Annotated in this window: 21 protein-coding genes; 5 read left to right on the top strand and 16 right to left on the bottom strand. The window is 64.7% G+C overall.

Annotated features, from left to right (window positions below; all coding sequences use genetic code 11):
- Nucleotides 1-45: 45 nt before the first annotated feature.
- Entirely contained in the window at nt 46-1,101 is a 1,056-nt protein-coding gene (locus tag ACTJK6_RS19625; RefSeq protein ID WP_440840051.1) for a diguanylate cyclase domain-containing protein, read from the top strand.
- 51 nt (nt 1,102-1,152) lie between these two features.
- Here the strand turns inward: ACTJK6_RS19625 and ACTJK6_RS19620 are convergent, their stop codons facing one another.
- From ACTJK6_RS19620 to ACTJK6_RS19605, 4 genes are all read right to left on the bottom strand, one after another.
- Complete coding sequence (locus ACTJK6_RS19620; protein WP_260801073.1) at nt 1,153-3,822, bottom strand: bifunctional diguanylate cyclase/phosphodiesterase; 2,670 nt, start codon at nt 3,820-3,822, stop codon at nt 1,153-1,155.
- A gap of 255 nt (nt 3,823-4,077) precedes the next feature.
- Nucleotides 4,078-6,204 carry a 3-hydroxyacyl-CoA dehydrogenase NAD-binding domain-containing protein gene (locus ACTJK6_RS19615; RefSeq protein ID WP_440839906.1) on the bottom strand — a complete coding sequence of 709 codons (2,127 nt, stop codon included), beginning with the start codon at nt 6,202-6,204 and terminating at the stop codon, nt 4,078-4,080.
- A 13-nt stretch (nt 6,205-6,217) separates the two neighbouring features.
- Nucleotides 6,218-7,423, bottom strand: a complete 1,206-nt coding sequence (locus ACTJK6_RS19610) for an acetyl-CoA C-acetyltransferase (protein WP_440839905.1) — start codon at nt 7,421-7,423, stop codon at nt 6,218-6,220.
- A gap of 27 nt (nt 7,424-7,450) precedes the next feature.
- The gene (locus ACTJK6_RS19605; protein ID WP_232038862.1) at nt 7,451-8,593 is read right to left on the bottom strand and encodes an acyl-CoA dehydrogenase family protein; all 1,143 of its coding nucleotides are present in this window, start codon (nt 8,591-8,593) and stop codon (nt 7,451-7,453) included.
- Between the two features lie 87 nt (nt 8,594-8,680).
- On the opposite strand from ACTJK6_RS19605, the gene ACTJK6_RS19600 reads away from it, so the two are divergent.
- Nucleotides 8,681-9,700: a GlxA family transcriptional regulator gene (locus tag ACTJK6_RS19600; RefSeq protein WP_440840049.1), complete on the top strand. Its 1,020-nt coding sequence runs from the start codon at nt 8,681-8,683 to the stop codon at nt 9,698-9,700.
- Nucleotides 9,701-9,704: 4 nt separating this feature from the next.
- On the opposite strand, the gene ACTJK6_RS19595 is transcribed toward ACTJK6_RS19600, so the two are convergent.
- The 3 genes from ACTJK6_RS19595 to ACTJK6_RS19585 are packed head-to-tail and all read right to left on the bottom strand — an operon-like array spanning nt 9,705 to nt 10,751.
- On the bottom strand, nt 9,705-9,839 hold the full coding sequence (locus ACTJK6_RS19595) for a hypothetical protein (RefSeq protein ID WP_004632518.1): 135 nt from the start codon (nt 9,837-9,839) through the stop codon (nt 9,705-9,707).
- A gap of 47 nt (nt 9,840-9,886) precedes the next feature.
- Nucleotides 9,887-10,279, bottom strand: coding sequence for a tautomerase family protein (locus tag ACTJK6_RS19590; protein ID WP_322017947.1), 393 nt, complete (start codon nt 10,277-10,279; stop codon nt 9,887-9,889).
- Between the two features lie 55 nt (nt 10,280-10,334).
- Nucleotides 10,335-10,751, bottom strand: a complete 417-nt coding sequence (locus tag ACTJK6_RS19585; RefSeq protein WP_232038865.1) for a MarR family winged helix-turn-helix transcriptional regulator — start codon at nt 10,749-10,751, stop codon at nt 10,335-10,337.
- A gap of 406 nt (nt 10,752-11,157) precedes the next feature.
- Between ACTJK6_RS19585 and ACTJK6_RS19580 the strand changes: the two genes are divergently transcribed.
- The gene (locus ACTJK6_RS19580; protein WP_440839904.1) at nt 11,158-11,355 is read left to right on the top strand and encodes a hypothetical protein; all 198 of its coding nucleotides are present in this window, start codon (nt 11,158-11,160) and stop codon (nt 11,353-11,355) included.
- Here ACTJK6_RS19580 and ACTJK6_RS19575 read toward each other — a convergent pair.
- From ACTJK6_RS19575 to ACTJK6_RS19540, 8 genes are all read right to left on the bottom strand, one after another.
- Nucleotides 11,346-13,532: a TonB-dependent siderophore receptor gene (locus tag ACTJK6_RS19575; protein WP_440839903.1), complete on the bottom strand. Its 2,187-nt coding sequence runs from the start codon at nt 13,530-13,532 to the stop codon at nt 11,346-11,348. The genes ACTJK6_RS19580 and ACTJK6_RS19575 overlap by 10 nt on opposite strands.
- Nucleotides 13,533-13,651: 119 nt before the next feature.
- Nucleotides 13,652-15,274 carry a PepSY-associated TM helix domain-containing protein gene (locus tag ACTJK6_RS19570; RefSeq protein WP_440839902.1) on the bottom strand — a complete coding sequence of 541 codons (1,623 nt, stop codon included), beginning with the start codon at nt 15,272-15,274 and terminating at the stop codon, nt 13,652-13,654.
- A gap of 7 nt (nt 15,275-15,281) precedes the next feature.
- Complete coding sequence (locus ACTJK6_RS19565) at nt 15,282-15,548, bottom strand: hypothetical protein (protein WP_440839901.1); 267 nt, start codon at nt 15,546-15,548, stop codon at nt 15,282-15,284.
- The gene (locus tag ACTJK6_RS19560; protein ID WP_440839900.1) at nt 15,545-15,829 is read right to left on the bottom strand and encodes a hypothetical protein; all 285 of its coding nucleotides are present in this window, start codon (nt 15,827-15,829) and stop codon (nt 15,545-15,547) included. The genes ACTJK6_RS19565 and ACTJK6_RS19560 overlap by 4 nt, the downstream gene beginning before the upstream one ends.
- Nucleotides 15,830-15,998: 169 nt before the next feature.
- Nucleotides 15,999-16,478 carry a hypothetical protein gene (locus ACTJK6_RS19555; protein WP_440839899.1) on the bottom strand — a complete coding sequence of 160 codons (480 nt, stop codon included), beginning with the start codon at nt 16,476-16,478 and terminating at the stop codon, nt 15,999-16,001.
- A gap of 138 nt (nt 16,479-16,616) precedes the next feature.
- Nucleotides 16,617-17,114, bottom strand: coding sequence for a hypothetical protein (locus ACTJK6_RS19550; RefSeq protein ID WP_232038871.1), 498 nt, complete (start codon nt 17,112-17,114; stop codon nt 16,617-16,619).
- Nucleotides 17,111-17,644 carry a hypothetical protein gene (locus tag ACTJK6_RS19545; RefSeq protein ID WP_440818758.1) on the bottom strand — a complete coding sequence of 178 codons (534 nt, stop codon included), beginning with the start codon at nt 17,642-17,644 and terminating at the stop codon, nt 17,111-17,113. Before ACTJK6_RS19545 ends, ACTJK6_RS19550 begins: the two co-directional genes overlap by 4 nt.
- Before the next feature lie 265 nt (nt 17,645-17,909).
- Nucleotides 17,910-18,725 (bottom strand): AraC family transcriptional regulator, encoded by an 816-nt coding sequence (locus ACTJK6_RS19540; RefSeq protein ID WP_260803538.1) that lies wholly within the window; start codon nt 18,723-18,725, stop codon nt 17,910-17,912.
- A gap of 98 nt (nt 18,726-18,823) precedes the next feature.
- Between ACTJK6_RS19540 and ACTJK6_RS19535 the strand changes: the two genes are divergently transcribed.
- Nucleotides 18,824-19,717: a DMT family transporter gene (locus ACTJK6_RS19535; RefSeq protein ID WP_260803537.1), complete on the top strand. Its 894-nt coding sequence runs from the start codon at nt 18,824-18,826 to the stop codon at nt 19,715-19,717.
- Between the two features lie 115 nt (nt 19,718-19,832).
- Nucleotides 19,833-20,876: a LacI family DNA-binding transcriptional regulator gene (locus ACTJK6_RS19530; protein ID WP_414563227.1), complete on the top strand. Its 1,044-nt coding sequence runs from the start codon at nt 19,833-19,835 to the stop codon at nt 20,874-20,876.
- A 27-nt stretch (nt 20,877-20,903) separates the two neighbouring features.
- On the opposite strand, the gene ACTJK6_RS19525 is transcribed toward ACTJK6_RS19530, so the two are convergent.
- Nucleotides 20,904-21,830: an NAD-dependent epimerase/dehydratase family protein gene (locus ACTJK6_RS19525; protein WP_440839897.1), complete on the bottom strand. Its 927-nt coding sequence runs from the start codon at nt 21,828-21,830 to the stop codon at nt 20,904-20,906.
- Nucleotides 21,831-21,839: the final 9 nt, after the last annotated feature.

Raw genomic sequence — 21,839 nt, 5'->3', positions numbered from 1 at the left:
CATGAGATTCCGGATCATCCGGATGGAGCTGACCAGAATAAGCCCATGCCTGCAGCGGAAGCCGCATTGGAGGCCGCACGCGCGCTGTTGCGTACGCCGGCAGCTGCCGATGTACCGGTGATGGTGCTGCTCGTGGACGATCAGGCCATCGTGGCCGAGGCCATCCGTCAGGCGCTGAGCAGTGAAGATCGTATTGATTTCCACTACTGCGCGCGCTCCGACGAGGCGATGATCGCCGCCATCCAGACGCGCCCCACGGTCATCCTGCAGGACCTGGTGATGCCGGGCACCGACGGTCTGACGCTGGTGCGCGACTATCGCGCCAACCCGGTGCTGCGCGACGTGCCGATCATCGTGCTGTCGACCAAGGAGGAGCCGGTCATCAAGAGCGCTGCCTTTGCAGCGGGCGCCAACGATTACCTTGTCAAATTGCCCGACCGCATCGAATTGCTGGCGCGCATCCGTTACCACTCGCGCTCGTACGTCAACCTGCTGCAGCGTGACGAGGCGTACCGCGCGCTGCGCCAGTCGCAGCAGCAGTTGCTCGAAGCCAATCTGGAACTGCGCCGCCTGACCAACTCCGATGGCCTGACGGGGCTGGCCAACCGCCGCTATCTCGACGAATACCTGAGCGCGGAATGGCGGCGCGGCGCACGCGAGGGCACGACGTTGTCGTTCCTGATGATCGATGTCGACAACTTCAAGCTCTACAACGATACCTACGGCCATGTGGCCGGGGACGAGGTGCTCAAGCGCATCGGCAGCACGGTGGAAGCGTGCCTGGGCCGCCCCGGCGATCTGGCAGCGCGTTTCGGCGGAGAGGAGTTTGCCGTCGTGCTCCCCGGCAATAGTGCCGAGGGGTTGAAGCTGCTGGCAGAGAAGATCCGCGGTGCGATCGAGAGCCTGCGGGTGCCGCACCTGCATTCGTCCACCGGCGACTACGTAACGGTCAGCATCGGCGGCGCGCTGGTGCATCCGGTGCACGACGTGCCGACCACCACGCTGATCGAAGCCGCCGACCTTGCGCTGTATCAGGCCAAGCACGAAGGCAAGAACCGCACGGTGGTCGGCGCGGGTTCACGTGCGGCCCGGGGCGTCTAGGTGCTGCAAGCCATGCGGGCCGAATGATCGAAGCGGCACGCGCCGTGGTACCTAAGTTTCGGCAAGCTGGCTTTTGGCCACAAAGGCTTCAAACGCGGCGGGCGGCACCGGCGGGCAGAAGAGGTGGCCCTGGCCGTAGTCACAGCCTGCCGCCACCAGGATCGCCTTCTGCTCCTCGGTCTCAATCCCTTCGGCAATGACCTTGATGCGCAGCGCGTGCGCCATGCTCACGATGGCGCTGCACAGTGCGATGTCTTTTGGGTCGTGCGCGAGGCTGCGCACGAACGACTGGTCGATCTTGATGTAGTCGATATCAAAGCGCTTCAGGTACGAGAGCGACGAATACCCCGTGCCGAAATCGTCGAGTGCGATGTCCACACCCGCGCGCCGGAATTCGTGCAGGTGCTCGATCACCTCCGCGCTGTCTGCCATCAACGAGCCTTCGGTTATTTCAACGACCAGACTGTGCGGCGGGAGCCCCCGGCGCTCCACCACCTTGGGCCACGATTCGGTGCCCGACTGGTGCGCGCGGAACTCCAGCGGCGACTTGTTCACCGACACCTGCATCGTGGTGTCGAGCGTGGCCTGCCAGTGCGTGAGCTGGTCCAGCGCCTTGTTCAGCACCCATTTGCCGATCTCGACGATCAGCCCGGTGTCCTCGGCCACCGGAATGAAATCTCCCGGATCGATCTCGCCCCGCACGGGGTGGGTCCAGCGGATCAGCGCCTCTGCCTTGTGGACCTTGCCCGTGAGCAGATCGACGATGGGCTGGTAGTGCACCGCAAGCTGCCCGTGCGCGAGCGCCACGCGCAAGTCGCTGGTCACGCGCAGGCGTTCCTGTTCGGCACGCTGCAAGGCCGGGGTGAAAACCGCCCATTGATTGCGCCCCGCGCTCTTGGCCGCAAACATGGCTTGGTCGGCGCGCACGAGCAGCGATTCCGCGGTGTCGGCGTCGCGAGGGTACAGCGCCACCCCGATGCTGGCCGACACTTCCACGCTTTCCTGGCCAAGCGGCAGCGGTGCGGCAATGCGCGCAAGCAGGCTGCGAATGATGGGCGTGACCGCCCCGTCATCGGACAGGTCCGGCAGGATGATGGTGAACTCGTCGCCCGCCAGCCGCGCGACCGTATCGGTGCCGCGCACGATGGCCGAGATGCGCCGGGCAATCTCCTTGAGCAGAACGTCGCCTTGGTCATGGCCGAGCGTGTCGTTCACTTCCTTGAAACGGTCCAGATCGATGAACAACAACGCTAGTTGTGTGGACGTCTGACGCGCCCGCGCAATCTCCTGGCGCAGGCGGTTGTAGAACATATGCCGGTTGGGCAGATCGGTGAGCGCATCGAAGTTGGCCTGCCGCCAGATGACCTCTTCGGCGCGCTTCTTCTCCGTCATGTCGTGGATGAGCGCAACCCGGCGCGGCTCACCCAGCGTGCTGTCGGCAAAGGTGTCGATCGTGAGCAGGGCGGGGAACTCGCTGCCGTCCTTGCGGCGGATCAGGTATTCGCCGCTCCACGACCCCTTGGTTGCAACGCCCTCGCGCATGGCTTCGATCACGGCCCGCTCGTTGCATTCGGAACGGATGGTGTCGCTGGACTGGCCCTTGAATTCCTGCGCCGAATAGCCCGTGGTGACGGTAAACGCCGGGTTCACGTCAATCACGCGGCCGTCGAGCGTCATCACCATCATCGCTTCGCTGCTCGATGCATAGACCATGGAGGCCAGGCGCATCTCTTCGATGTGCCGCTTGCGCTCGGCACCTTGGTGGCGCAGCGTGAAATACAGCAGCGCGAGCAGCAGGGTGGAGCCGGCTGCCTCCACCAGCGAAGTGCGCCGATAGCCGTCGTAAGGCGCGAGCACCGAGGCAACCGACTCGCCCACCAGGAAGTACAGTCCGATCTCCGGCACATGGTGATAGCCGATGATGCGCTCCACGCCGTCGGTGCCCGACACCACGCGGTAGTTGCCTGTTCCCAGCGCACCCGGCTTGTTGAACTGCCGGGCGCGCGGCGGCTTTTCGATACCCGCGGTCGGATTGGGCACGCGTGCCAGGACCTGCCCTGACTCGCGGATGATCGTGGCAGCCCCGTCCTTGCCAATCGCAAGCGTATTGGCAAAGCTGGCGAACTGTTCCGGGCTGACCGACACCACCACGACACCGGCAAACTGCCCAGCCCTGAGGATCGGGCGTGTGAACTGGATCGACCACTTTTTCGAGACCTTGCCCTGCACCGGGTCGCTGATGAACAGCACGTCGCGTCCGCCGGATTCCTTGTGCACGCGAAAGTGCTCGCGCTGGCTCAGGTCGAGGCGTTCTGTCGTGGGGCCGATGCTGGAGTAGACCAGCATGCCGTTCTCGTCGATCACGGCCACCTGGAAGGTCAGATCGCGCACGGCTTCCTGCCGCTCGTGGATGACGTGCTCGAACACGTCGCGACCCGACAGCCAGCTCGCGCGCAGATCGAGCAGGAACTCCGACACGCGCCGCACGCTGCCGAGTGAGTACTCACCAAATGCCCGTGCTTCAACCTGCGTGCGCGCCTGCGCATCGCGGATCAGCCTGTCGTGCTCCAGGGTGAGCTGGTGGAATGTGAACGTCCAGATGAACAGCAAGACTACCGCCGCACCAACATTCAGCGGCGACAGCAGCCTCTGCCCCCATCTTTGCCCGGGCGTGTTACCGGTCGTGCCATCAGAAGAAGCCTTCGATTGCTCTGCGGGCATCCCCACTCCAGCGTTTGCGTGTCCAGTTGTCTCGGGCACGCGCGCAGCGTGCCTGACGTCGGCAATTTTATGTGCCTTCCACTCTATATCGGAGCGAAGCACATGTGTCTTAAGCCGAACGGTCAGACCGGCGCATGGATGCGCAATCGTTTGCTTATGGGTGGGCAACCCTGGGCGGCACCCGGGTTGGTGCTTGAGCGCAACGCTTGCCGAGTGAGGCGCCGCGCGAACTTGGCTCGCGCGGCGCTGGAGAGGTCAGCGTTCGTAAAACGCAGTGCCTTTGTCTGCCATGTCACGCAACAGGGCGGGCGGCGCGAAACGGCGGCCGTGCTCTGCAGCCAGCCGGTCGCACAGCTGGACAAAGGCGCCCACCCCCACGCGATGGATGTGCGACACCGGCCCACCCCGGAATGCAGGGAATCCCCAACCGAGCAGCGCACCCACATCGGCATCGCGCGGGTCGGTCACCACGCCTTCATCCAGGCAGCGTGCGGTTTCCACGGCCTGCACGGTGATGAGGCGATCGACCAGCGTCAGGACGTCGGGCTGCGTGGCGGCCTTGGGGTATTCGGTCGCCAACCCGGGCCATAGCGCCTTCTTGCCGTTCTCCGGATAGTCGTAAAAACCTTTTCCCGCCTTGCGGCCGATGCGGCCCAGCGCCACCATGCGCTCGGCCACGGCTTCGCCGGGGCGCTCGATGTAGGCGACACCCAGGTCGGCGCGGGTTTGCTGGTTGACCTTGTGGATCAGCTCGCTCGAGACTTCGTCGATCAGCGCGAGCGGCCCGACCGGCATGCCGGCCAGCAGCCCGGCATTCTCGATCAATGCGGGTGCCACGCCTTCGGCGAGCATCGCCAGGCCTTCGAGCACGTAGGTCGAGAACACGCGGCTCGTATAGAACCCTCGGCTGTCATTGACGACGATGGGCGTCATGCCGATGGCCTTCACGTAATCGAGCGCCTGCGCCAGCGTGGCCCGCGTGGTCTGCCGGGCGACGATCACCTCCACCAGCGGCATCTTGTCGACCGGCGAGAAGAAATGCAGCCCGATGAAGTTGCCTGGGCGCTGGCTCGCCTCCGCCAGCCCCGTAATCGGCAGCGTGGACGTGTTGGACGCGAAGATGGCGTCCGGCGAGATCACGGCTTCGGCCATGCGCGTGACGTCGGCCTTGATCTCGCGCTGCTCGAATACAGCCTCGACAATGAGGCCCGCGCCGTCGAGGTCTGCGTATGAGGTGGTCGGTTTGATGCGGGCGAGCAGCGCGTCGGCCTGCTCGGCATGCAGGCGGCCGCGCTGTACCTGTTTCTCGACGAGCTTGCGTGAATAGTCCTTGCCGCGTTCGGCGGCTTCCTGCGTGGTGTCGAGCAGCACGACGGGCACCCCCGCCTTGGCTGTGACATAGGCAATGCCCGCGCCCATCATGCCGGCACCAAGCACGCCCACCTTGGCGTAGCGCCGCACCGGCACATCGGCCGGGCGCGCGGCCAGCTTGTTGGCGGCGTTCAGGCTGAAGAAAAGGGTACGGATCATCGCGCGGGCCTCCGGAGACAGCACCGCCTGCACGAAGTAGCGCGCCTCGGTCTTGAGGCCCGTATCGAGATCAGTGATAAGCCCTTCATACACGCACGACAGGATGCTGGCCGCGGCCGGATAGTTGCCGTAGGTTTTCTGCCGCAGCATGGCGTTGGCCGCCGTGAATAGCTGCTGCACGGCCGGGCTGGCGATGCCGCCCCCGGGCACCTTGTAGCCCTTGATGTCCCACGGCTGCTGCGCGCGGGTCTGGCCTTCGCCCAGCAGCCACGTGCGCGCGGCGTCGGCTTCTTCGCCCGCATTGACGACCGCATCGACAATGCCGAGCTTGAGCGCGTCGGCGGCCTTGATGCGCTTGCCTTCCAGCAGCATCGGCAACGCTTTCTGCACACCAATCAAGCGCGGCAGACGCTGCGTGCCGCCGCCACCCGGCAAGAGGCCCAGCGTGACTTCCGGCAGGCCAAAGCGCGCGCGGGCGTTGTCTGCCGCCACGCGGTAGTGGCAGGCGAGCGCAATCTCCAACCCGCCGCCCAGCGTGGAGCCCGGCAGTGCGGCGGCCACGGGTTTGCCGCAGGTTTCCAGCTTGCGCAGCATGCGGTGCAGCTCGCACGTGCGATCAAACAACGTGGCTGCGTCGTCGCTGGCCTGCAGCCATTCGAGGTCGCCGCCGGCAATGAAATCCGCCTTGGCCGAGGTGACGAGAATGCCCTTGACGCTCGCATCTGCGCATACGCGGTCGATGGCGGCAAAGAAGGCGGCGCAGGTGTCGCCGTTGAGCACGTTCTGCGCGCGGCCCGGCTGGTTCCACGTGAGCGTGGCGATGCCGTCGGTGTCGATGATGATGTCGATCATGTCAGCACGCTCCTTAAACGCGTTCGATGATGGTGGCGGTGCCCATGCCGGCACCGACGCACAGCGTGGCCAGGCCCGTGCTTGCGCCACGCCGTTCCAGCTCGTCGAGCAGCGTGCCGAGAATCATGGCGCCCGTTGCACCGAGCGGATGGCCCATCGCAATGGCGCCGCCGTTGACGTTGATGCGGTCATGCGGCACGGCCAGCACCTCCATGAAGCGCAGCACGACCGAGGCGAAGGCTTCGTTCAGCTCGAACAGATCGATGTCGGATGCCGACATGCCGGCGCGCTTGAGTGCCTTCTCTGCTGCATACGATGGCCCCGTCAACATGATCGACGGCTCCGAACCGATGCTCGCAAAGCTGCGGATGCGAGCACGCGGTTTGAGGCCCGCGCGATTGCCGGCCTCGCGGCTGCCGATCAGCACGGCCGCGGCGCCATCGACGATGCCCGAGCTGTTGCCCGCGTGGTGCACGTGTTCGATGCGTTCCAGTTCCGGATAGCGCTGGCGGATCACCGCGTCAAAGCCGTATTGCTCGCCCAATTCCGCAAACGAGGGTTTGAGCTGCGCGAGTGTGTCGACGGTGGTCTGCGGGCGGATCATCTCGTCGCGGTCGAGGATGGTCAGGCCGTTCTGGTCGCGCACCGGCACGATGGAACCCGTGAACCAGCCCGCCGTGCTGGCCGCATGGGCGCGGCGGTGGCTCTCCGCGGCATAGGCGTCGACGTCATGGCGGCTGTAGCCCCACTTGGTGGCGATGGTGTCGGCCGACACGCCCTGCGGCACGAAATACAGCGGGATGGCGGCGGCCGGGTCGACCGGCCATGCGCCACCGCTGGCGCCCATCGGCACGCGCGACATGCTCTCCACGCCGCCGCCGATGGCGAAGTCGCTTTGCCCGGCCATGACCTGTGCGGTAGCCATGTTGCAGGCCTCCAGGCCCGAAGCGCAGAAGCGGTTGATCTGCACCCCGGCCGTCGTCTCGGCATAGCCGGCGGACAGCACTGCCACGCGGCCGATGCACGCGCCTTGCTCGCCCACGGGTTCAACACAGCCGAGCACCACGTCGTCCACGAGTGCCGTGTCGAGCTGATTGCGATCGCGGATGGCGCGCAGTGCGGTCGCGGCCAGGCGCAGCGGCGTCACGCCGTGCAGGCTGCCGTCCTTCTTGCCCTTGCCGCGCGGGGTGCGCACGGCGTCGTAGATATAGGCTTCCATAGCGTTGCGTCCTGAAGGTCGTGCTCGTTAAAGGGTGCGGGCGATCAGCTCTTTCATGATCTCGTTGGTACCGCCGTAGATCTGCTGCACGCGAGAATCGGCCCACGCGCGGGCGATGGGGTATTCCCACATGTAGCCGTAGCCGCCGTGCAGTTGCACGCAGCGGTCCATCACCTTGAACTGCAGGTCGGTGGTCCAGTACTTGGCCATGGACGCCGTGGCGGCATCGAGCTTGCCGGCCAGCTTGAGCGCGATGCACTGGTCGACAAACACGCGGCCGATCTGGACTTCGGTTTTCAGTTCCGCCAGTGCGTGTCGCGCGGTCTGGAAATCGAGGATGGATTTGCCGAAGGCCTGGCGTTCGCGCACGTAGCGCAGCGTCCATTCAAGCGCGCCTTCGGCCGAAGCGATGGCGCCGATGGCAATCTGCAGGCGCTCCCACGGCAGCTCCTGCATCAGGTAGGCAAAACCGCGATGCTCTTCGCCGAGCAGGTTGGCGGCCGGCACGCGCACGTTGTCGAAGAACAGCTCGGCGGTGTCCTGCGCTTTCATGCCGACCTTCTTCAGGCGCTTGCCCTTGCTGAAGCCCTCCATGCTCGTGTCGACCACGAAGAGGCTCGTGCCCTTGGCGCCGCCTTCCGGCGTGGTGCGCGCCACGACGATCACCACATCGGCGTGCCAGCCGTTGGTGATGAAGATCTTCGAGCCGTTGAGCACGTAGTGGCTGCCGTCGCTGCTGCGCGTGGCGGTGGTGCGCACGCCTTGCAGGTCGGAGCCGGCGCCGGGCTCGGTCATGGCAATCGCGCCGATCATCTCTGCGCTCGCCAGCTTGGGCAGGTAGGACTGTTTCAGCGCCTCGCTTCCGTAGTGCAGCAGATACGGCGCGACGATTTCGGAGTGCAGGCCGAAGCCCAGGCCCGTTGCGCCTGCCCGCGCGATCTCTTCCATCAGAACGGTGCTGTAGCGGATGTCGGCACCTGCGCCGCCATACGCTTCGGGCATGCTGGCGCAGTGGTAGCCGGCGGCGGCCGCCTTTTCCCAGATGGCGCGGTCGACGTAGCCCTGGTCTTCCCAGCGCTCGTGGTGGGGCAGGACTTCGGCCTCGATGAAGCGGCGGACGGAGTCTCGGAAGGTGTCGTGTTCAGCGTCGAACAGCGTGCGGGCAATCATGGCGGCTCAGGATCGGTGGCAGAGGGGTTGCCGTATTTCAACAAGGCCGCGACAATTCCGGTTGATCTGAATCGCCACTTTATTGACATGAAGCGCCAGCCGAAAGCAGCCTCCAAACGCCACGGTGTGCACGCGCGGGCGCGCATCGCCATCCTGCTGCCGCCTCGCTTGTTTGCCGGTTACGTGTTTATCACTCAAGAGATGCTGCTCATTGCCGGCACCATGCAGGCGCGCAGCGTGGATGTGATGGGCAGCCGGCTTTTCGACATCGATCTGCTGTCCACCGATGGTGGCGCCGTATCGAGCTTTGGTGATATGCCCGTGCCCGCCACCGCCGCGTTGATCGAGGCGGCCTACGACGTCGTGATCGTGCCCGCGCAGTTCGCCCCGGAGGCGGCATTGGATGCGGAAGAGGCGCGTATCGCCGATTGGCTGCGCAGGCGCTATGAGGCTGGCGCCCTGGTCGTTGGCATGAACGCGGCGCCGCTGTTCGCCAAGGCGGGGCTGCTTGATGGCTGCCGGGCGACGGGGCTGGCGAGCGAGCGCGCCTGGTTTGCCCGGCATTTTCCCGGCGTGCGTTACACGCCCGACCAGCCGCTGGCGGTGGACGGCCGCATCATCACCGTCAGCGGTATCAACCCCGCCGTGGACGCTTGCGCGTACGTCATCGATCACTGCTGCGGGGCGGGTGCATCGCGGCGGATGCTGCGCACGGCGCTCACGCAATCGCTGCCGTCATACGAACACATGGCCGTGTGGACCGCGCAGTTCAAGCGCCATGGCGATGCGGCCATCCTGGCCATCCAGGACATCGTGGAGCGGGAACTGGCAGCGCCCCCAGCACTTGCAGAACTGGCCGCCCAGGCAGCGATGAGCGAGCGGACCTTGACGCGCCGTTTTGCCGCCGCCACCGGCAGCAACCTGAGGCGTTACGTGGCGGCGCTCCGTGGGGAGCTCGCGGCGTTTTTGCTGCGCACCGGCCGCCAGCCGCTCGATCACATTGCCGATGAATGCGGCTACGGCAGCGTCAGCGCACTGAGCCGCGCGTTCTTCGCGGGCCACGGCTGCAGCCCCTTGCAATACCGGGCGCAGCACCGCACCCACTGAAGTTTCACGGACGCAGCAGATCGAAGCCAGCGAGCAACACCACACCCGACAGCGCGGTCAACGGCAACGAATGTTGGCCAAAGTACAGCAACGCGGCGGCCAGCCAACTGGCCGCGAAGAATGCGCTCATGCGGTTCATGATTTCACCTGATCGTTGTTGGGTCTGGAGCGACGCGGCCGGCATATTTACGCGTGCTGGTAGCGGTATTCCTGCGTCTTGCCGCCGTAGCCGTAAGCTGCGGCGCGAACGTCCTGCACATAGATATAGCTCTCTTCATGCAGATTGCCGAGTAGCTCAGCAAACGCCGCGAACGCCTCGGCGATGTACTGCGCCTTCTCCGCCTTGGTATTCGTTTCGTCCGTCACCTTGATGTCGAAATAGACGCTGTTCTTGCCTTGCGCGGCCAGCGTCTGCCCGCCGACGATCCAGTCTTCCGGGTCGACATAGTCGATGGCAATGGCCGTGACCTTCGGGTCCTTGCCGAGGATGCGGGAGGTAAGGTCCAGCAAGGTGCTGGCGATCTTCTGCGTCATTTCTGCAGAACGTTGGGCGCTGACTTTGACGTTGAGGATAGGCATGATGGTTTCTCCTGTTAGTTAGCAATGCAACTACTTGGTCAAAAAAAATGGACGCTTATGTCAGGGTGGAGCGCACACCGCGGATCTTCGTCACCGTATCGGTGAATTCGGTACTGCCCAGCACGCGCTTCAACCTTGCGGTCACGGCGCCGCTTGCCTCGTTCAACGCGGCGCCGATCTTGACCGCTTCCCGCGTCGGGAAGATGGCGGTCTCGCGGCCGTCGGCTTCCGTCTTGCGACGTTCGATCAGGCCCTTGGCCTCCAGTCCATCTAGCGCGCGCGTTGCCGTGGGGCGCGTGACGGACATCGCTTCCGACAACTCGCTTTGCAGCATGCCCGGGCGATCGACGATTGCGCGGAGCATGAAGCCTTGCGGCGGCGTGAGATCGAACGGCGCAAAGGCGTCTGCCCAGACTCGGTCGAGCTTGCGGGCCAGGGCGGTGGTGTTGAAGTAGAGGCAGTGGTCGAACATGGTGAGGTGGATGGTAGGGGATGATGGTTAGATATGCAACTTGTTTTTTATGCTGGTGGTCCACCCCTGTTTCGTTCCCTGCCGGGCACGACCTACTTTTCTTTGTCTTGCCAAAGAAAAGTAGGCAAAAGAAAGGCGCGCCCGAGATGGCGACCCCCTCCTTGGATTTGTGTCGCGGGAAGGGAGGGGAGGCAAACTCGCTGCGCTCAGACAGGCCTCCCCTCTTTATCCTTCCCGCAACAAAAATCCAAGGCGCCATCAAGGGCCTAACGTCAAAAGAAAAAGGCTAACCCGTCGTGAGGTTGGCCTTGTCGTTTGGGCCTGCGCTTAGATGGTTTGGCCTTTGACTTCCCTGCCCTAGATGGCGCCTTGAATTTCTGTAAGCGGGCGGAAAAAGGAAGGAGGCTTGTCTGAGCGCAGCGAGTTTGCCTCCTTCCCCGCACGGTTACAGAAATTCAAGGAATGGGTCGCCATCTCGGGCGCGCATTTCTTTGCTTACTTTCTTTGGGCAAGACCAAAGAAAGTGAGTCAGCCCCGGCAGGGGATGAAACAAGGGGCGCACCAACAACACCAAACAAAAGCAAAACAGAAAAATCAAAAATAAACCGTAGCACTAGCCCTAAACGTCCGCGGCGCCCCCTGCACCAGAATGAACCCCCAGCTCGGCAACCAGTACTTCTCATTCGTCAGGTTGTCGACGTTGAACCGCAGCGTCACCGGCTTGCCGCCCACCTTGGTCGAATACCGCGCCCCCACATCAAACGTGTGATACCCCGGCACGATGTTGCTGTTGTCCGCCTCAAGCGCCGAGTTGCCGACGTACTGCCCACCTGCCGACAGCACGAGCCCAGGCACCGGCGGCACGGCATATTCCACATAGGCCGTCGCCTTGAAGCGCGGCGACCCGTAGGCGCGCTTGCCCAGCACGGACGCGTCGGACTCCGTGTTCTCTGAGTTCATGAACAGCACCCCGCCCAGCAGCGTCCAGTCACGCGCGAGCTTGCCGCGTGCACTCAACTCCAGCCCGCGATAGCGCGTCATGCCGTCTTGCGTATAGACGTTATCCGGCCGCAAATACGCCAGCCCGCGCTGCACCTGGAACAGCGCCGCGCCGAATGTCCAGTCGTGGAGCTCAGCCTTGGCGCCCACCTCAATCTGCTTGCTCTTGAGCGGCCCGAATACCGTGCCCGCGTTGAGTGCCGTGATGGGTGCGGTGGCGCCGGCCTCCAGCGATTCCACGTAGCTCGTGTACAGCGTCACCGGCTGCACGGGTTTGAACATCACCGCCAGCGTGGGCGTGATCGGCTCGCGAGTGTATTTGGCGGAGGTGCTGCCGTCGGCGTTGTAGCCGGTCTGGTTGAAACGCGTATAGCGCAACCCGCCAAGCACCGACCAGTGCTCGTTGAACTTGGCCGTATCGCTGGCGAAGATGGCGGTCTGATCGATCCTGGATGGGCGAGCCAGACCGTCGGACGCAGGCACCCGCATTGGTGTCGCCCCGGACGACACGAACGCCGACGTGTCGTACAAGTTGCCCGTGCCGAGCAGCGTGGAAGCAAAGCCGCCCGTGGCTTGCGTGAGACTCTGCCACGAGGTGCCGAAGACGAGTTCATGCTCGATCGGGCCTGTGCGCACCTTGCCGTTGGCCATCACCTGCGCCTGGCTGTACTGGTAGCGCTGGTACGAGCTGTACTGCAGCTCGCTGAAGTTGCCTGCGTTGTCTGTCAGCTGGATCGCGCTGTCGGCGTTGCCGCGGTTCTGCTGCGTGTAGCGATAGGCGGCGCGCACGTTCCAGTCGGGCGTGGCGGCCCAGTTCAGTTCGGTGCCGACGGATTTGATCTCGGTCTCGTAATACGAGCCTGGTGATGACACACGCTGGCTGCCGTCAATGGCGCGCGGCGTGCGCACGAACTCCGTGACCGGCACACCAAAATCCTGGCCGGGGATGATGCCGTAGTACGCACCCTGCACGTTGCGTTGCATGTACAGGCCGTCGAACGACCACTGCAGATCCGGCGTGATGCGCGCATCGAGCGCCAATGATGCGGAGTCGCGCTTGATATGGCCGCCGTCGACGAAGGTGTCGCCTTCTTCATGCACCACACCCAGGCGCGCGCCCAGGGCCTTGGTCGGGCCGAAGCGCCCGCCCACATCGACCGATTCCTTGAGCGTGCCGCCGCTGGTAAAGCCGAACGTGGCGCTGCCGCCAAAGGTGTTCGTCGGGCGCTTGGTCACGAAGTTGGCGATGCCGCCGGGCGTGCCGAAGCCATACATGAAGCCCGACAGGCCCTTGAGCAGTTCCACGCGCTCGAAGTGTTCGAGCGGCACATCGCTGCCCCAGTTGGGCACGGCCAGGCCGTCGACCTTGTAGCCCTCCAATAAGTCGAGCTGCAGGCCGCGGATGGTGATGTTCGACGCCTCGCCGATGTAGCCGTCGTTGTTGGCGGTGACCGCCGGATCGCCTTTGAACACCTCGCCGATGGTCTGCGCCTGACGGTTCTGGATCAACTCTTGCGTGGCAACGTTGATGGTGAACGGCGTGTCGAGCACAGCCTTGTCGCCCAGTGCGCCGGTGCTGGCCTGCTTTGCGCCATAGGCAGCAGGTTTGCCGGCAGTGACTTGCGTGGCGGGCAGGTCGACCTGCGTGGTGGTCTGCTGCGCGTACGCCGATGCGCCTGCACCCATGGCGACGAATGCCAGCGCGAGCCGCCGCGCCAGCGGCGTTGGGCGAAGGCGGTTGATGGAACGACGTGAAGCGGGTGGCAAAGCAACGGCTCGCATGATCAAGCTCCCCTGGATCAATGTAGTGGACAGGCGTGCGCAGTCCCGCGCGAGCCGACGTGCGGCATGCGCGGAGTTCTGTGCGGGTGTTGTGGTTTCGTGGTGCGGAGCGTGTGGAGCTATGGCTCTCTGGCGACGCTCGGATGCAGGTCATTGCCGACGCGCGCTTCACGCACCGGTGTGGCCCAGACAGAATCATGCGCACCGTGGCGCGCCCGGCGCAGCGTCGCACGCGCAAGGCCGACAAAGCCGCACGCAAGCGCCAGTGCACCCAGGTCGAAACCGGCCACCATCCAATCGCCACGCGCCATCGTGCGCAGCAGGTGGTCGCTGGTGACGGCGGCGTTGGTGACGGGCGCAAGCACTGCTGCAATAGCGGCAGCGCTCAGCAGTTCCACGGCGCCGCGTACTGGCGGCCGCAGCATCGCCCAGGCAATCGCCGCGAAGAACACGGTGTAGTACGTCACGCCCGCCGAACGCTCCGGCCACAGCAGCGCCGCCGGGAATGTCGCCATTACGCCGACGCAGCATCCGATGCACACGCCCACCGTGGCGCGGGCCAGCAGTTGATGCAGGCGCGGTTGCTCTGCCTTGCGCTGCTTGCGGCGCGATTCGATCCACAGCAGGTTGCCCGAGTAGAAGACGAAGGCCCCCGCCAGCCCCATCACGAGATACGCGAGACGCAGCGCGATGTCGCCGTAAGTGCCGAAGTGCAGGCCGTAGACGAGGCTGTAAATGGCGTGGTTGGTGTCGCGCGCATCGGGTGTCTGGTTGCCGACGAGCTTGCCGCTGTTGGGTTGGTTGGCCGCTGCGTGAATCGCCACGGAGCCGTAGTCGCCGACCGCTCGTGTGCTGCTGCCGCGTAGCTCCGCCACGGCATTCGCATCGCCAATGTGCTGGTAGTGAATCGACTTGATGGTGAAGTTCGGGTCGGTCAACTCGCGTGCACGGGCCAGCAGTTGCTCGGCTCGCAGCATCGGCGCTGCGCGGTTGGCCGCAACCACCGTGCCGGCCGCTGTTGTCACACGCGGCACCGCATCGAACAGCTTGCCGTTGAGCGCCACCGTGTTGAACACGGTCATCAGCACGATGCTCAGACACAGCACCGGCGCTGTGATCGCGAAGATGAGGTGGAAGGGCAGGCTGAACAGTCCGAGCACGTTGTGCATGTCCATCCAGAAGCGCTTGAGATTGCGCCCTGGGCGCACGGCCAGCAGATCCTTCTTCAGGCGCGGCAGGTGCAGCAGCACGCCTGAGATGAGCGCCACACCGTAGAGCACCGAGATCACGCCCATGAAGTACATGCCCGGCGCGTCCAGACCCAGCGAGTAGTGCAGCCGGTTCAGGAAATTGGCCAGCTCGCCCCTCGATGGCTCGATCGACAGGTCTTTCGGCGAGGTCTTACCAGCCGCCAGCCCACTGCCGGTCGTCATCTGCCAATCGCCTTTGCTGGTCTGCCAATACGCGGAGAAATCCGGCTCGCCCTCGTTCGGGAAGATGACGTACGCGCTGGCCGCAGCGGCCGGATGCGTGCGGACCAGCGCGTTTACGAAGTGGTCGATATCGGCAGGGGTGGTGGCGACGGCCGCATGTTTGGCGCGCAGCGGGTTCTGCCACGCGTGCAGTTCTTCATGGAACACGGTGAGCGCCCCCGCAAAGAACGCGATGAATAGCGCCCAACCCGCTATCAGGCCCACCCAGGTATGCAGCGTCTGATACAGACGCAAGGTCGTCGATTTCATGGCGAGGTCAGGTCACCATCAGGCGCGGTAGCCAGAGCACGCCGAACGAAACCGCGTTGGCGGCAGCCAGCAGGGTCCACGCACGGGCGCTGGTGGGAAACAACACGCTCACGCTGATGATCACGGCCCATAGCGGCAGGCACGCGAGCAGCGCGCCGATGACGCCGCTTTCCCAGCCGCCCGGCAGCCACAGAATCGACAGCGTGCACAGCGCGACCGACAGCGGCAGCCCCAGAACGGTACCGGCCAGCCACTTGGTGCCCATGCCGTTCATGACTGCGCCTCAACGCCTGCACGCCGTTGCCGCGTCCACGCACCCACCATGGGCCACAGCGACAACGCACCCGTGACCGCCAGCACCACCGCGATAACGGCCCCCGCCCAACCAAGCACGTCGTTCCACAGCACCACGGCGATGACCGACAACGCAACGGCAACGCTACACAGGACGCGCCTGCGCAGGCGCGAAGCGGGCGCGAGCAACACCTGGTTGGGCGCAGCCGCATACAGGCAGCCCGCCGCCAGCAGCCCGAGCAGGAGGGCAATACCGTGCATGGCAGTGTTCAATTTATTTTGAGAACACAAATGATAATGATTCGTATTAAATTTAACAAGCCAGCCTTGTTCGCGCGTTGCGGTTGGGGGAATTGACGTACTGCGGAAAGGAGATGTTGGCCATGCCGCGCCCGCACCAAGGTGGCGGGCACGGCAGGCGAGAAAGGGGTTACTGCTGCAGGACCTTGTATTCGATCTTCTTGAGCACGCCGTCGGCATCGTCGAAGTAGAACGAGGCGATCTTCTTCGAACCAATCGGAATCCCGACAAACACGACGCCGATCGCCGCGTTTCGCGCGTAACGATAGTTCCAGATGTCGAGACCGCCGGCCGCAGCCTTGTCGCTCGGCGCGCCCAGCTCGAGCGCTACGTCCTCACGTTTGGCGACGCCTGGGACGAATTGCTTTTGCAACGATTCCTGTGTGGCGTCGGCAATCTTGTCAACGCCCGTTCCACTGCCGACGCTGACCGCGCAGCCAGACAGGGCAAGAGAAAGGGCAATACCGGATACGAAAATGCGAAACATGAAAGTCCTTCTTATTGATGGAGTTTGGAAAGCCGCTTCGATGCCACAGCGCATATGGCTAACGCGCTGCCCCCGCATCGAAATGCGCGCCCGCATCGTAGAGAGGGCGCGCAGAAAGCGCATCCCCCAGAACGGCCCGTTCTCCAACAATCTGAGGTGAAACTTTCTAATGTCTCGTCTGATCGATGCTTAATTCGGCGCCGGGGAGCGTCTAGGCGAGTGCCGCGCGCGTGGCTGCTCAGCGCCGATGGAGGAAGCGCGCTACTGCAGGTTGCCCCAGCGCGGCACGGCGGGCTCGGCGTTGGCCCATTGCCATGTGGTGCCGTTCTGGCACGCATAGATCGTGTAACCGGCACCGGGCGCATTCTTGGGCGCTTGGGCTTCCTGAACGGTCAGGACGGCTTCGCGGCAGGTGGCCAGCGGTGTCGTGAACGTGCGCACCAACACGACTTGGCCGTGCGCCTTGGTCAGGCCCATCATGCGTTCGAGCGACCAGTTGAGCGAAGGCGTGCTGTCGCTCAACCGCCCGACTGCCATGGCCAGCGCATCCTGTTCGCTGGCGGCCCATTTGCGCGTTGCGTATTTGATCGACGCATCGGTCGCGGCGTTGACCGACACCGCCACGCCATAAGCCACTGCCGGGTTTCCCGTGACTGTGCCGGTGGCCACGCCCGCCGCGGCGCCGGTCAACGGCCCGACCGACGAGCAGCCAGTCATCAGGCCCGCACACGCTGCGGCAAACCAGCGCGCGCGGCTCATTGCAGCGATCCCCATCGCGCCGTGGCCGGTTCTGCCGTCGCCCACTTCCATTGCTTGCCGTCATGGCAGATCGACGCGACGAAGAAGTCGACCTTTGCGGCGCCGTCTTCAACTCCGTCCACGGTGAAGAGGATTTCCTTGCAGTTGACGAGCGGCCCGTTGATCGAACGCGTGACCACCACGCGGCCGTGTTCGTCGGGCTCCAACGGAATGCGGTGCTTGACCAGCCAGTTGCCGACAGTGTTGTCGGCCAGCGCCCCGGCAATCTGCGCGATGTGGTCTTGCGTTTCGGTGTGGACAACGCGCTGACTGTGCTGCAACGCGGCCCGTGCGCCGGCCTGTACGCCCAGCCCGATGCCGGTGGCCACCGCGGCGTTGTCGGTCACCTTGGCGGCGAGGGCTGCCCCCCCGATACCGGCCGCCGTGGTCGTGCCTTCCGACATCAGTGAACTGCAGCCGCTGAGTGCCAACGTGCTCAGGGTGAGCGCGCTGCCCAGCATCCGGGCAGATGCGAACCGTGGTGTGCGCATGTGTGGACTTCCAAATCTGCAACAGAGCGAATTCTAAAGGACATGGCGGCCCGCAAACGGCGACGCGGCGCGGTTTCTCACAATTGTTTTGAGTTGTTGCAGCGAAGTGTTGCCAGTGCCCAGCCTGGGCAAAGGCCCTTCAACTGCGTGGCCAACACATTAAAACCCTCCGTACCCGTGCCGATACCGGGCCCATTCGCTTGCGGTTCGAACCGTCGCAGCGCGCGCACGATTCCACGCGCTTCGGCACCTTGATGCCGATGGCCTATGCGCCGGGGCGTTCGGTCTCGCCGCACATCTGCCGGCGATAGCGCTCGGGCGAAAACCCCACCTGCTTGCGGAACATCGCAATAAACGCCGAGGGTGTTCCATAGCCGAGCGCGAGCGCAATGTCCTGCACTGGGCGGTCTTCCTTGAGCCACACCAGCGCCCGCAGCAGGCGCACGCGGTTGCGCCATTGCACGAAGCTCATACCCAGTTCGGTCTGGAAGCGGCGCGCCAGGGTACGTTCGGTGCTGTGCACGCGTTCGGCCCATTGCTGCAGCGTGGTGGCCTCGGCTGGGTCCAGGCGGATGGCGTGCAGGATGGGCTCGAGCTGGCGATCGGTGCTGTCGGGCAGGTAGCTGTCGGCGTGGCCGGCGCGCACCAACGTTTCAACCAGAAGCTCGAACTGGCGCAGGTCCCATTCGTCGGTCATGGTGGTGACGCGGCGCGTGGCGAAGTCTTCGAAGAGCGCGCGCACCAGCGGCGTCTGCGGAATCAGGCAGGCCATGGGCGGCAGCCGCTGCGCAAGCGGTTCGGCCATGTACACAGAGAGGAAGTCCGTCGCCTGCCGGATCGATGCCGAATGGGGCTGGTTGGCCGGCACCCAGATCACGTATTCGGCGGGTGCCGTCAGCCGGCGGCCACCGACCACCACCTCCATCAACCCGAGGCTGATGCGGTTGATCTGGCCCCACGGGTGCGTGTGCGGCTCGATATCGGTTTCCGGCTCGAAATGGTCGTAGCGAAAGTAGAACGGGGCTCCTTGCGGCACCCGTCGATCGGCATCGCGGTAGGCGGTGTACAGAGTGTCAGCCACGGTTGTCGCTTTCGAGGGGTGATGTTGTCCGGTTCGAAGTATATGTTTTGAACCGGACATTACTACACTGCCGTCTTCCAGTGTTCGAGGAGGCCGTCGTGCCTGTGCTGTATCCCTTGATGGCGGTGCTGATCTGGGCCGCCAACACGATCGTGTCGAAGGCCGCGGCCGGGGTAGTGGACCCGGCGGCCATTTCGTTCTACCGGTGGTTGTTGGCGGCCATCGTGCTCACGCCGTTCTGCGCGCGGCCGCTGTGGCGTCAACGGCGGGCTCTGCTGGCGCAGTGGCGGCGCTTTGCGGTGCTCGCGCTGCTCGGCATGGTGATGTACCAATGCCTGGCGTATTACGCGGCGCACAGCACGAGCGCGACCAACATGGGCGTGATCGGGGCGCTGGTCCCGATGCTCGGGCTGATGCTGAACGTGGTGGTATTTCGCCAGCCGGTCGGTGCGCAGGCCGTGACGGGCGTGGTGGTGTCGCTCCTGGGCGTGCTCTATCTGCTGGGGCGCGGAGAGCCGGCCAACCTGTTCGATGGCGGCATCAATCACGGCGACGTGCTGGTGCTTGCCGGCGCCACTGCATATGCGCTCTACAACATCCTCTACCGCCGTTGGGCGTTGCCGTTCGGGCAGTGGCTCAACCTGTACGTGCAGGTACTGATGGCCGTCGTGATGCTCGTGCCGCTGGCCATGACGGCGCATAGCCTGGCCGTGCCGGCCAAGGGCATCGGGCTGGTGGTCTATGCCGGCATTGCTTCGTCGATCGCCGCGTCGTATCTGTGGATGCAGGGGCTCAAGCGCATCGGCAGCGAGCGTACGGCGGTGTTGATGAACCTGATGCCGGTCTTCACGGCCGGTATGGCTGCCGTGATGCTGGGTGAGACGGTGCACGGGTATCACTGGATCGGGGGCGGCCTCGTTCTGCTGGGCGTGAGCCTGGCGCAAGGCATCGTCCGGTTGCCGATCGGCCGTTCGGGATTGAGCGCCCGTTAGTTTTTTTTTCGGCCGCGCCGCGCGGGGGTTGGCGGTAAAATCGAACACATTGACGGGCGCGTGATGGCGCCCGTTCCGTGTTCCAGAACCACTCTCGCCAGACCATCGTCAGACCATGAAGCGCAACGCAGGAGCTGTCACCGTCGATGATGTTGCCGCGCATGCGGGCGTGTCCATCAAGACCGTCTCGCGCGTGCTCAACCACGAGCCCAACATCAGCGAAAAGACGCGCGCGAAGGTGGTCGAGGCGATGCAGGCGCTCGACTACCGGCCCAACCCGGCTGCCCGGCGACTGGCCAGCAAGCGCGCCGACATCATCGCGCTGGTCTACGACAACCCCTCCGACAACTACATCGTCAACATTCAGCATGGCGCGCTCGAAGCCTGCCAGGCGCTCGACTACAGCCTGCTGCTCACGCCGTGCAACTACCGCGACCCGAACCTCGCCGAGCAGATCATCCAGAGTGCGCGCCAGCGTGCCCTGGCCGGCATCATCCTGACGCCGCCGGTGTCGGACGTGCCGTCGCTCATTACGGCGCTGGATGAAGCCGGCATCGACTACGTGCGCTTGGCACCGGCCGACCGCGAGCACAAAGGGCTGTCCGTCAACACCGAAGACCGCGCTGCCGCGCGCGACATGACGCTGCATCTGATCGGGCTGGGCCACCGCCGCATCGGCTTCGTGGTGTGCGACCCGGCCCATGGCGCGGCGTATCAACGCGTATTTGGCTATCGCGACGCGATGGCGCAGGCCGGCATCGAAGTCGACGAACGATTGGTCGAGCAGGGCGAGCACTCGTTCGAGTCTGGCGTGGCCTGCGCTGAGCGGTTGCTGTCCTGCGAGCCACGTCCCACCGCCATCTTTGCCGGCAACGACGACATGGCTGCCGGCGTGCTGCGGGTGGCCCAGGCGCGCGGCATCAAGGTGCCGGAAGAACTCTCCATTTGCGGCTACGACGACACGCCGCTCTCACGCCAGCTCTGGCCAGCGCTCACCACCGTGCGCCAGCCGATCCAGGCGATGGCGCATGCGGCTGTGGAACAGCTCATTGCGATTCATCGCCCGCATCTGCCGGGGCTGAAGCCGCATTCGGTGCACGAAAACTTGCAGTATGAGCTGGTGATTCGGGAATCGACTTGCGCGCCGGCGACGCGTTGAGCAGTCTGGCCGGCGGCAAGGCGGCGATCAGGCTGGTTGTTCGATCAACCCATACAAATCATCCTGCGGGTCATACCCCAGCAACTCGCGCCCGGTCTCCAGGCCCCAATCCATTCCTCGGTTATTCGACACGCCATTCACGACGATGGCCGGTGCTGGCCAGCGCGCCGGGTCGGCCGTGATGGAGCACAGGAAAAGCCGGCGCAAATCCCCATTCGAGAGCCACATGTTGCGGAACCAGCGCAGTGCGGTGCGGCTGGCCTCATCGGGCAGCTCCGTCGGCACGGGTGTGCCGGCGGTGCCGGAATAGTTGATGTCGTTGGGGTCGTTCTCGTCGGGTAGCGCCCAGCCGATGCGCAGCGACACGATCGACAGCTTGCCGCCGTTGGCTGCGCAGACGGCGCCCACTGCCTTGCAGAGCCGTTCGCCCATTGCCTTGGACGTTCCGTAGGCGAGTGAGTAGACGTCTTCAGTGCCGTTATTCCAGCGCGTGCCTGGGGCGGGCGGCAGCTCGGCGGTGAGCTTACCGGGGCCGATGGTGCCAGCCAGGGGTTGGTCCTTGTATGCGCCCATCGCGTGGTTGGACGAGGCGAACACGAAGCGGCGCACGCCGTGCGTGGCGCCGGCCTGCAGCACATTGAGCGTCATTCCGTAGGAGGCCAGCGCCTGCTCCCACGTGGCGTCTGGCGTGGAGTGGATGGCAGCCAGGTGGATGACCGCATCGACGTTGCTCAGCAGATCCGTCCATGCACCATCGGCTTGCGTCAGGTCGGCCTTGACCCATTGGAAACGTTGGGCCGCTTGCGGAGAGAACTCGATGTTCTGTGCAACCCAGTCGACGCCGATGATGGAGGTGCACCACGGGGCGGAGGCCAGTGCCTCGACGACCTTGCGGCCTAGGTTGCCAGCGACGCCGGTCACAAGAACGCGAGCAGGGGTTTGGTAGTCAGCCACGATGTGGAA

It is taken from the genome of Ralstonia sp. 22086 (assembly GCF_052045975.1).
Taxonomy (GTDB): Bacteria; Pseudomonadota; Gammaproteobacteria; order Burkholderiales; family Burkholderiaceae; genus Ralstonia; species Ralstonia wenshanensis.
This window is presented reverse-complemented; position numbering and strand designations above follow the sequence as displayed.

Excerpts from the sequence above, each read along its gene's own strand:
- ACTJK6_RS19625 (WP_440840051.1), top strand. The coding sequence starts at position 46 with ATGCCTGCAGCGGAAGCCGCATTGGAGGCCGCACGCGCGCTGTTGCGT.
- ACTJK6_RS19620 (WP_260801073.1), bottom strand. The coding sequence starts at position 3,822 with ATGCCCGCAGAGCAATCGAAGGCTTCTTCTGATGGCACGACCGGTAAC.
- ACTJK6_RS19615 (WP_440839906.1), bottom strand. The coding sequence starts at position 6,204 with ATGATCGACATCATCATCGACACCGACGGCATCGCCACGCTCACGTGG.
- ACTJK6_RS19610 (WP_440839905.1), bottom strand. The coding sequence starts at position 7,423 with ATGGAAGCCTATATCTACGACGCCGTGCGCACCCCGCGCGGCAAGGGC.
- ACTJK6_RS19605 (WP_232038862.1), bottom strand. The coding sequence starts at position 8,593 with ATGATTGCCCGCACGCTGTTCGACGCTGAACACGACACCTTCCGAGAC.
- ACTJK6_RS19600 (WP_440840049.1), top strand. The coding sequence starts at position 8,681 with ATGAAGCGCCAGCCGAAAGCAGCCTCCAAACGCCACGGTGTGCACGCG.
- ACTJK6_RS19595 (WP_004632518.1), bottom strand. The coding sequence starts at position 9,839 with ATGAACCGCATGAGCGCATTCTTCGCGGCCAGTTGGCTGGCCGCCGCG.
- ACTJK6_RS19590 (WP_322017947.1), bottom strand. The coding sequence starts at position 10,279 with ATGCCTATCCTCAACGTCAAAGTCAGCGCCCAACGTTCTGCAGAAATG.
- ACTJK6_RS19585 (WP_232038865.1), bottom strand. The coding sequence starts at position 10,751 with ATGTTCGACCACTGCCTCTACTTCAACACCACCGCCCTGGCCCGCAAG.
- ACTJK6_RS19575 (WP_440839903.1), bottom strand. The coding sequence starts at position 13,532 with ATGCGAGCCGTTGCTTTGCCACCCGCTTCACGTCGTTCCATCAACCGC.
- ACTJK6_RS19570 (WP_440839902.1), bottom strand. The coding sequence starts at position 15,274 with ATGAAATCGACGACCTTGCGTCTGTATCAGACGCTGCATACCTGGGTG.
- ACTJK6_RS19565 (WP_440839901.1), bottom strand. The coding sequence starts at position 15,548 with ATGAACGGCATGGGCACCAAGTGGCTGGCCGGTACCGTTCTGGGGCTG.
- ACTJK6_RS19560 (WP_440839900.1), bottom strand. The coding sequence starts at position 15,829 with ATGCACGGTATTGCCCTCCTGCTCGGGCTGCTGGCGGCGGGCTGCCTG.
- ACTJK6_RS19555 (WP_440839899.1), bottom strand. The coding sequence starts at position 16,478 with ATGCGCTTTCTGCGCGCCCTCTCTACGATGCGGGCGCGCATTTCGATG.
- ACTJK6_RS19550 (WP_232038871.1), bottom strand. The coding sequence starts at position 17,114 with ATGAGCCGCGCGCGCTGGTTTGCCGCAGCGTGTGCGGGCCTGATGACT.
- ACTJK6_RS19545 (WP_440818758.1), bottom strand. The coding sequence starts at position 17,644 with ATGCGCACACCACGGTTCGCATCTGCCCGGATGCTGGGCAGCGCGCTC.
- ACTJK6_RS19530 (WP_414563227.1), top strand. The coding sequence starts at position 19,833 with ATGAAGCGCAACGCAGGAGCTGTCACCGTCGATGATGTTGCCGCGCAT.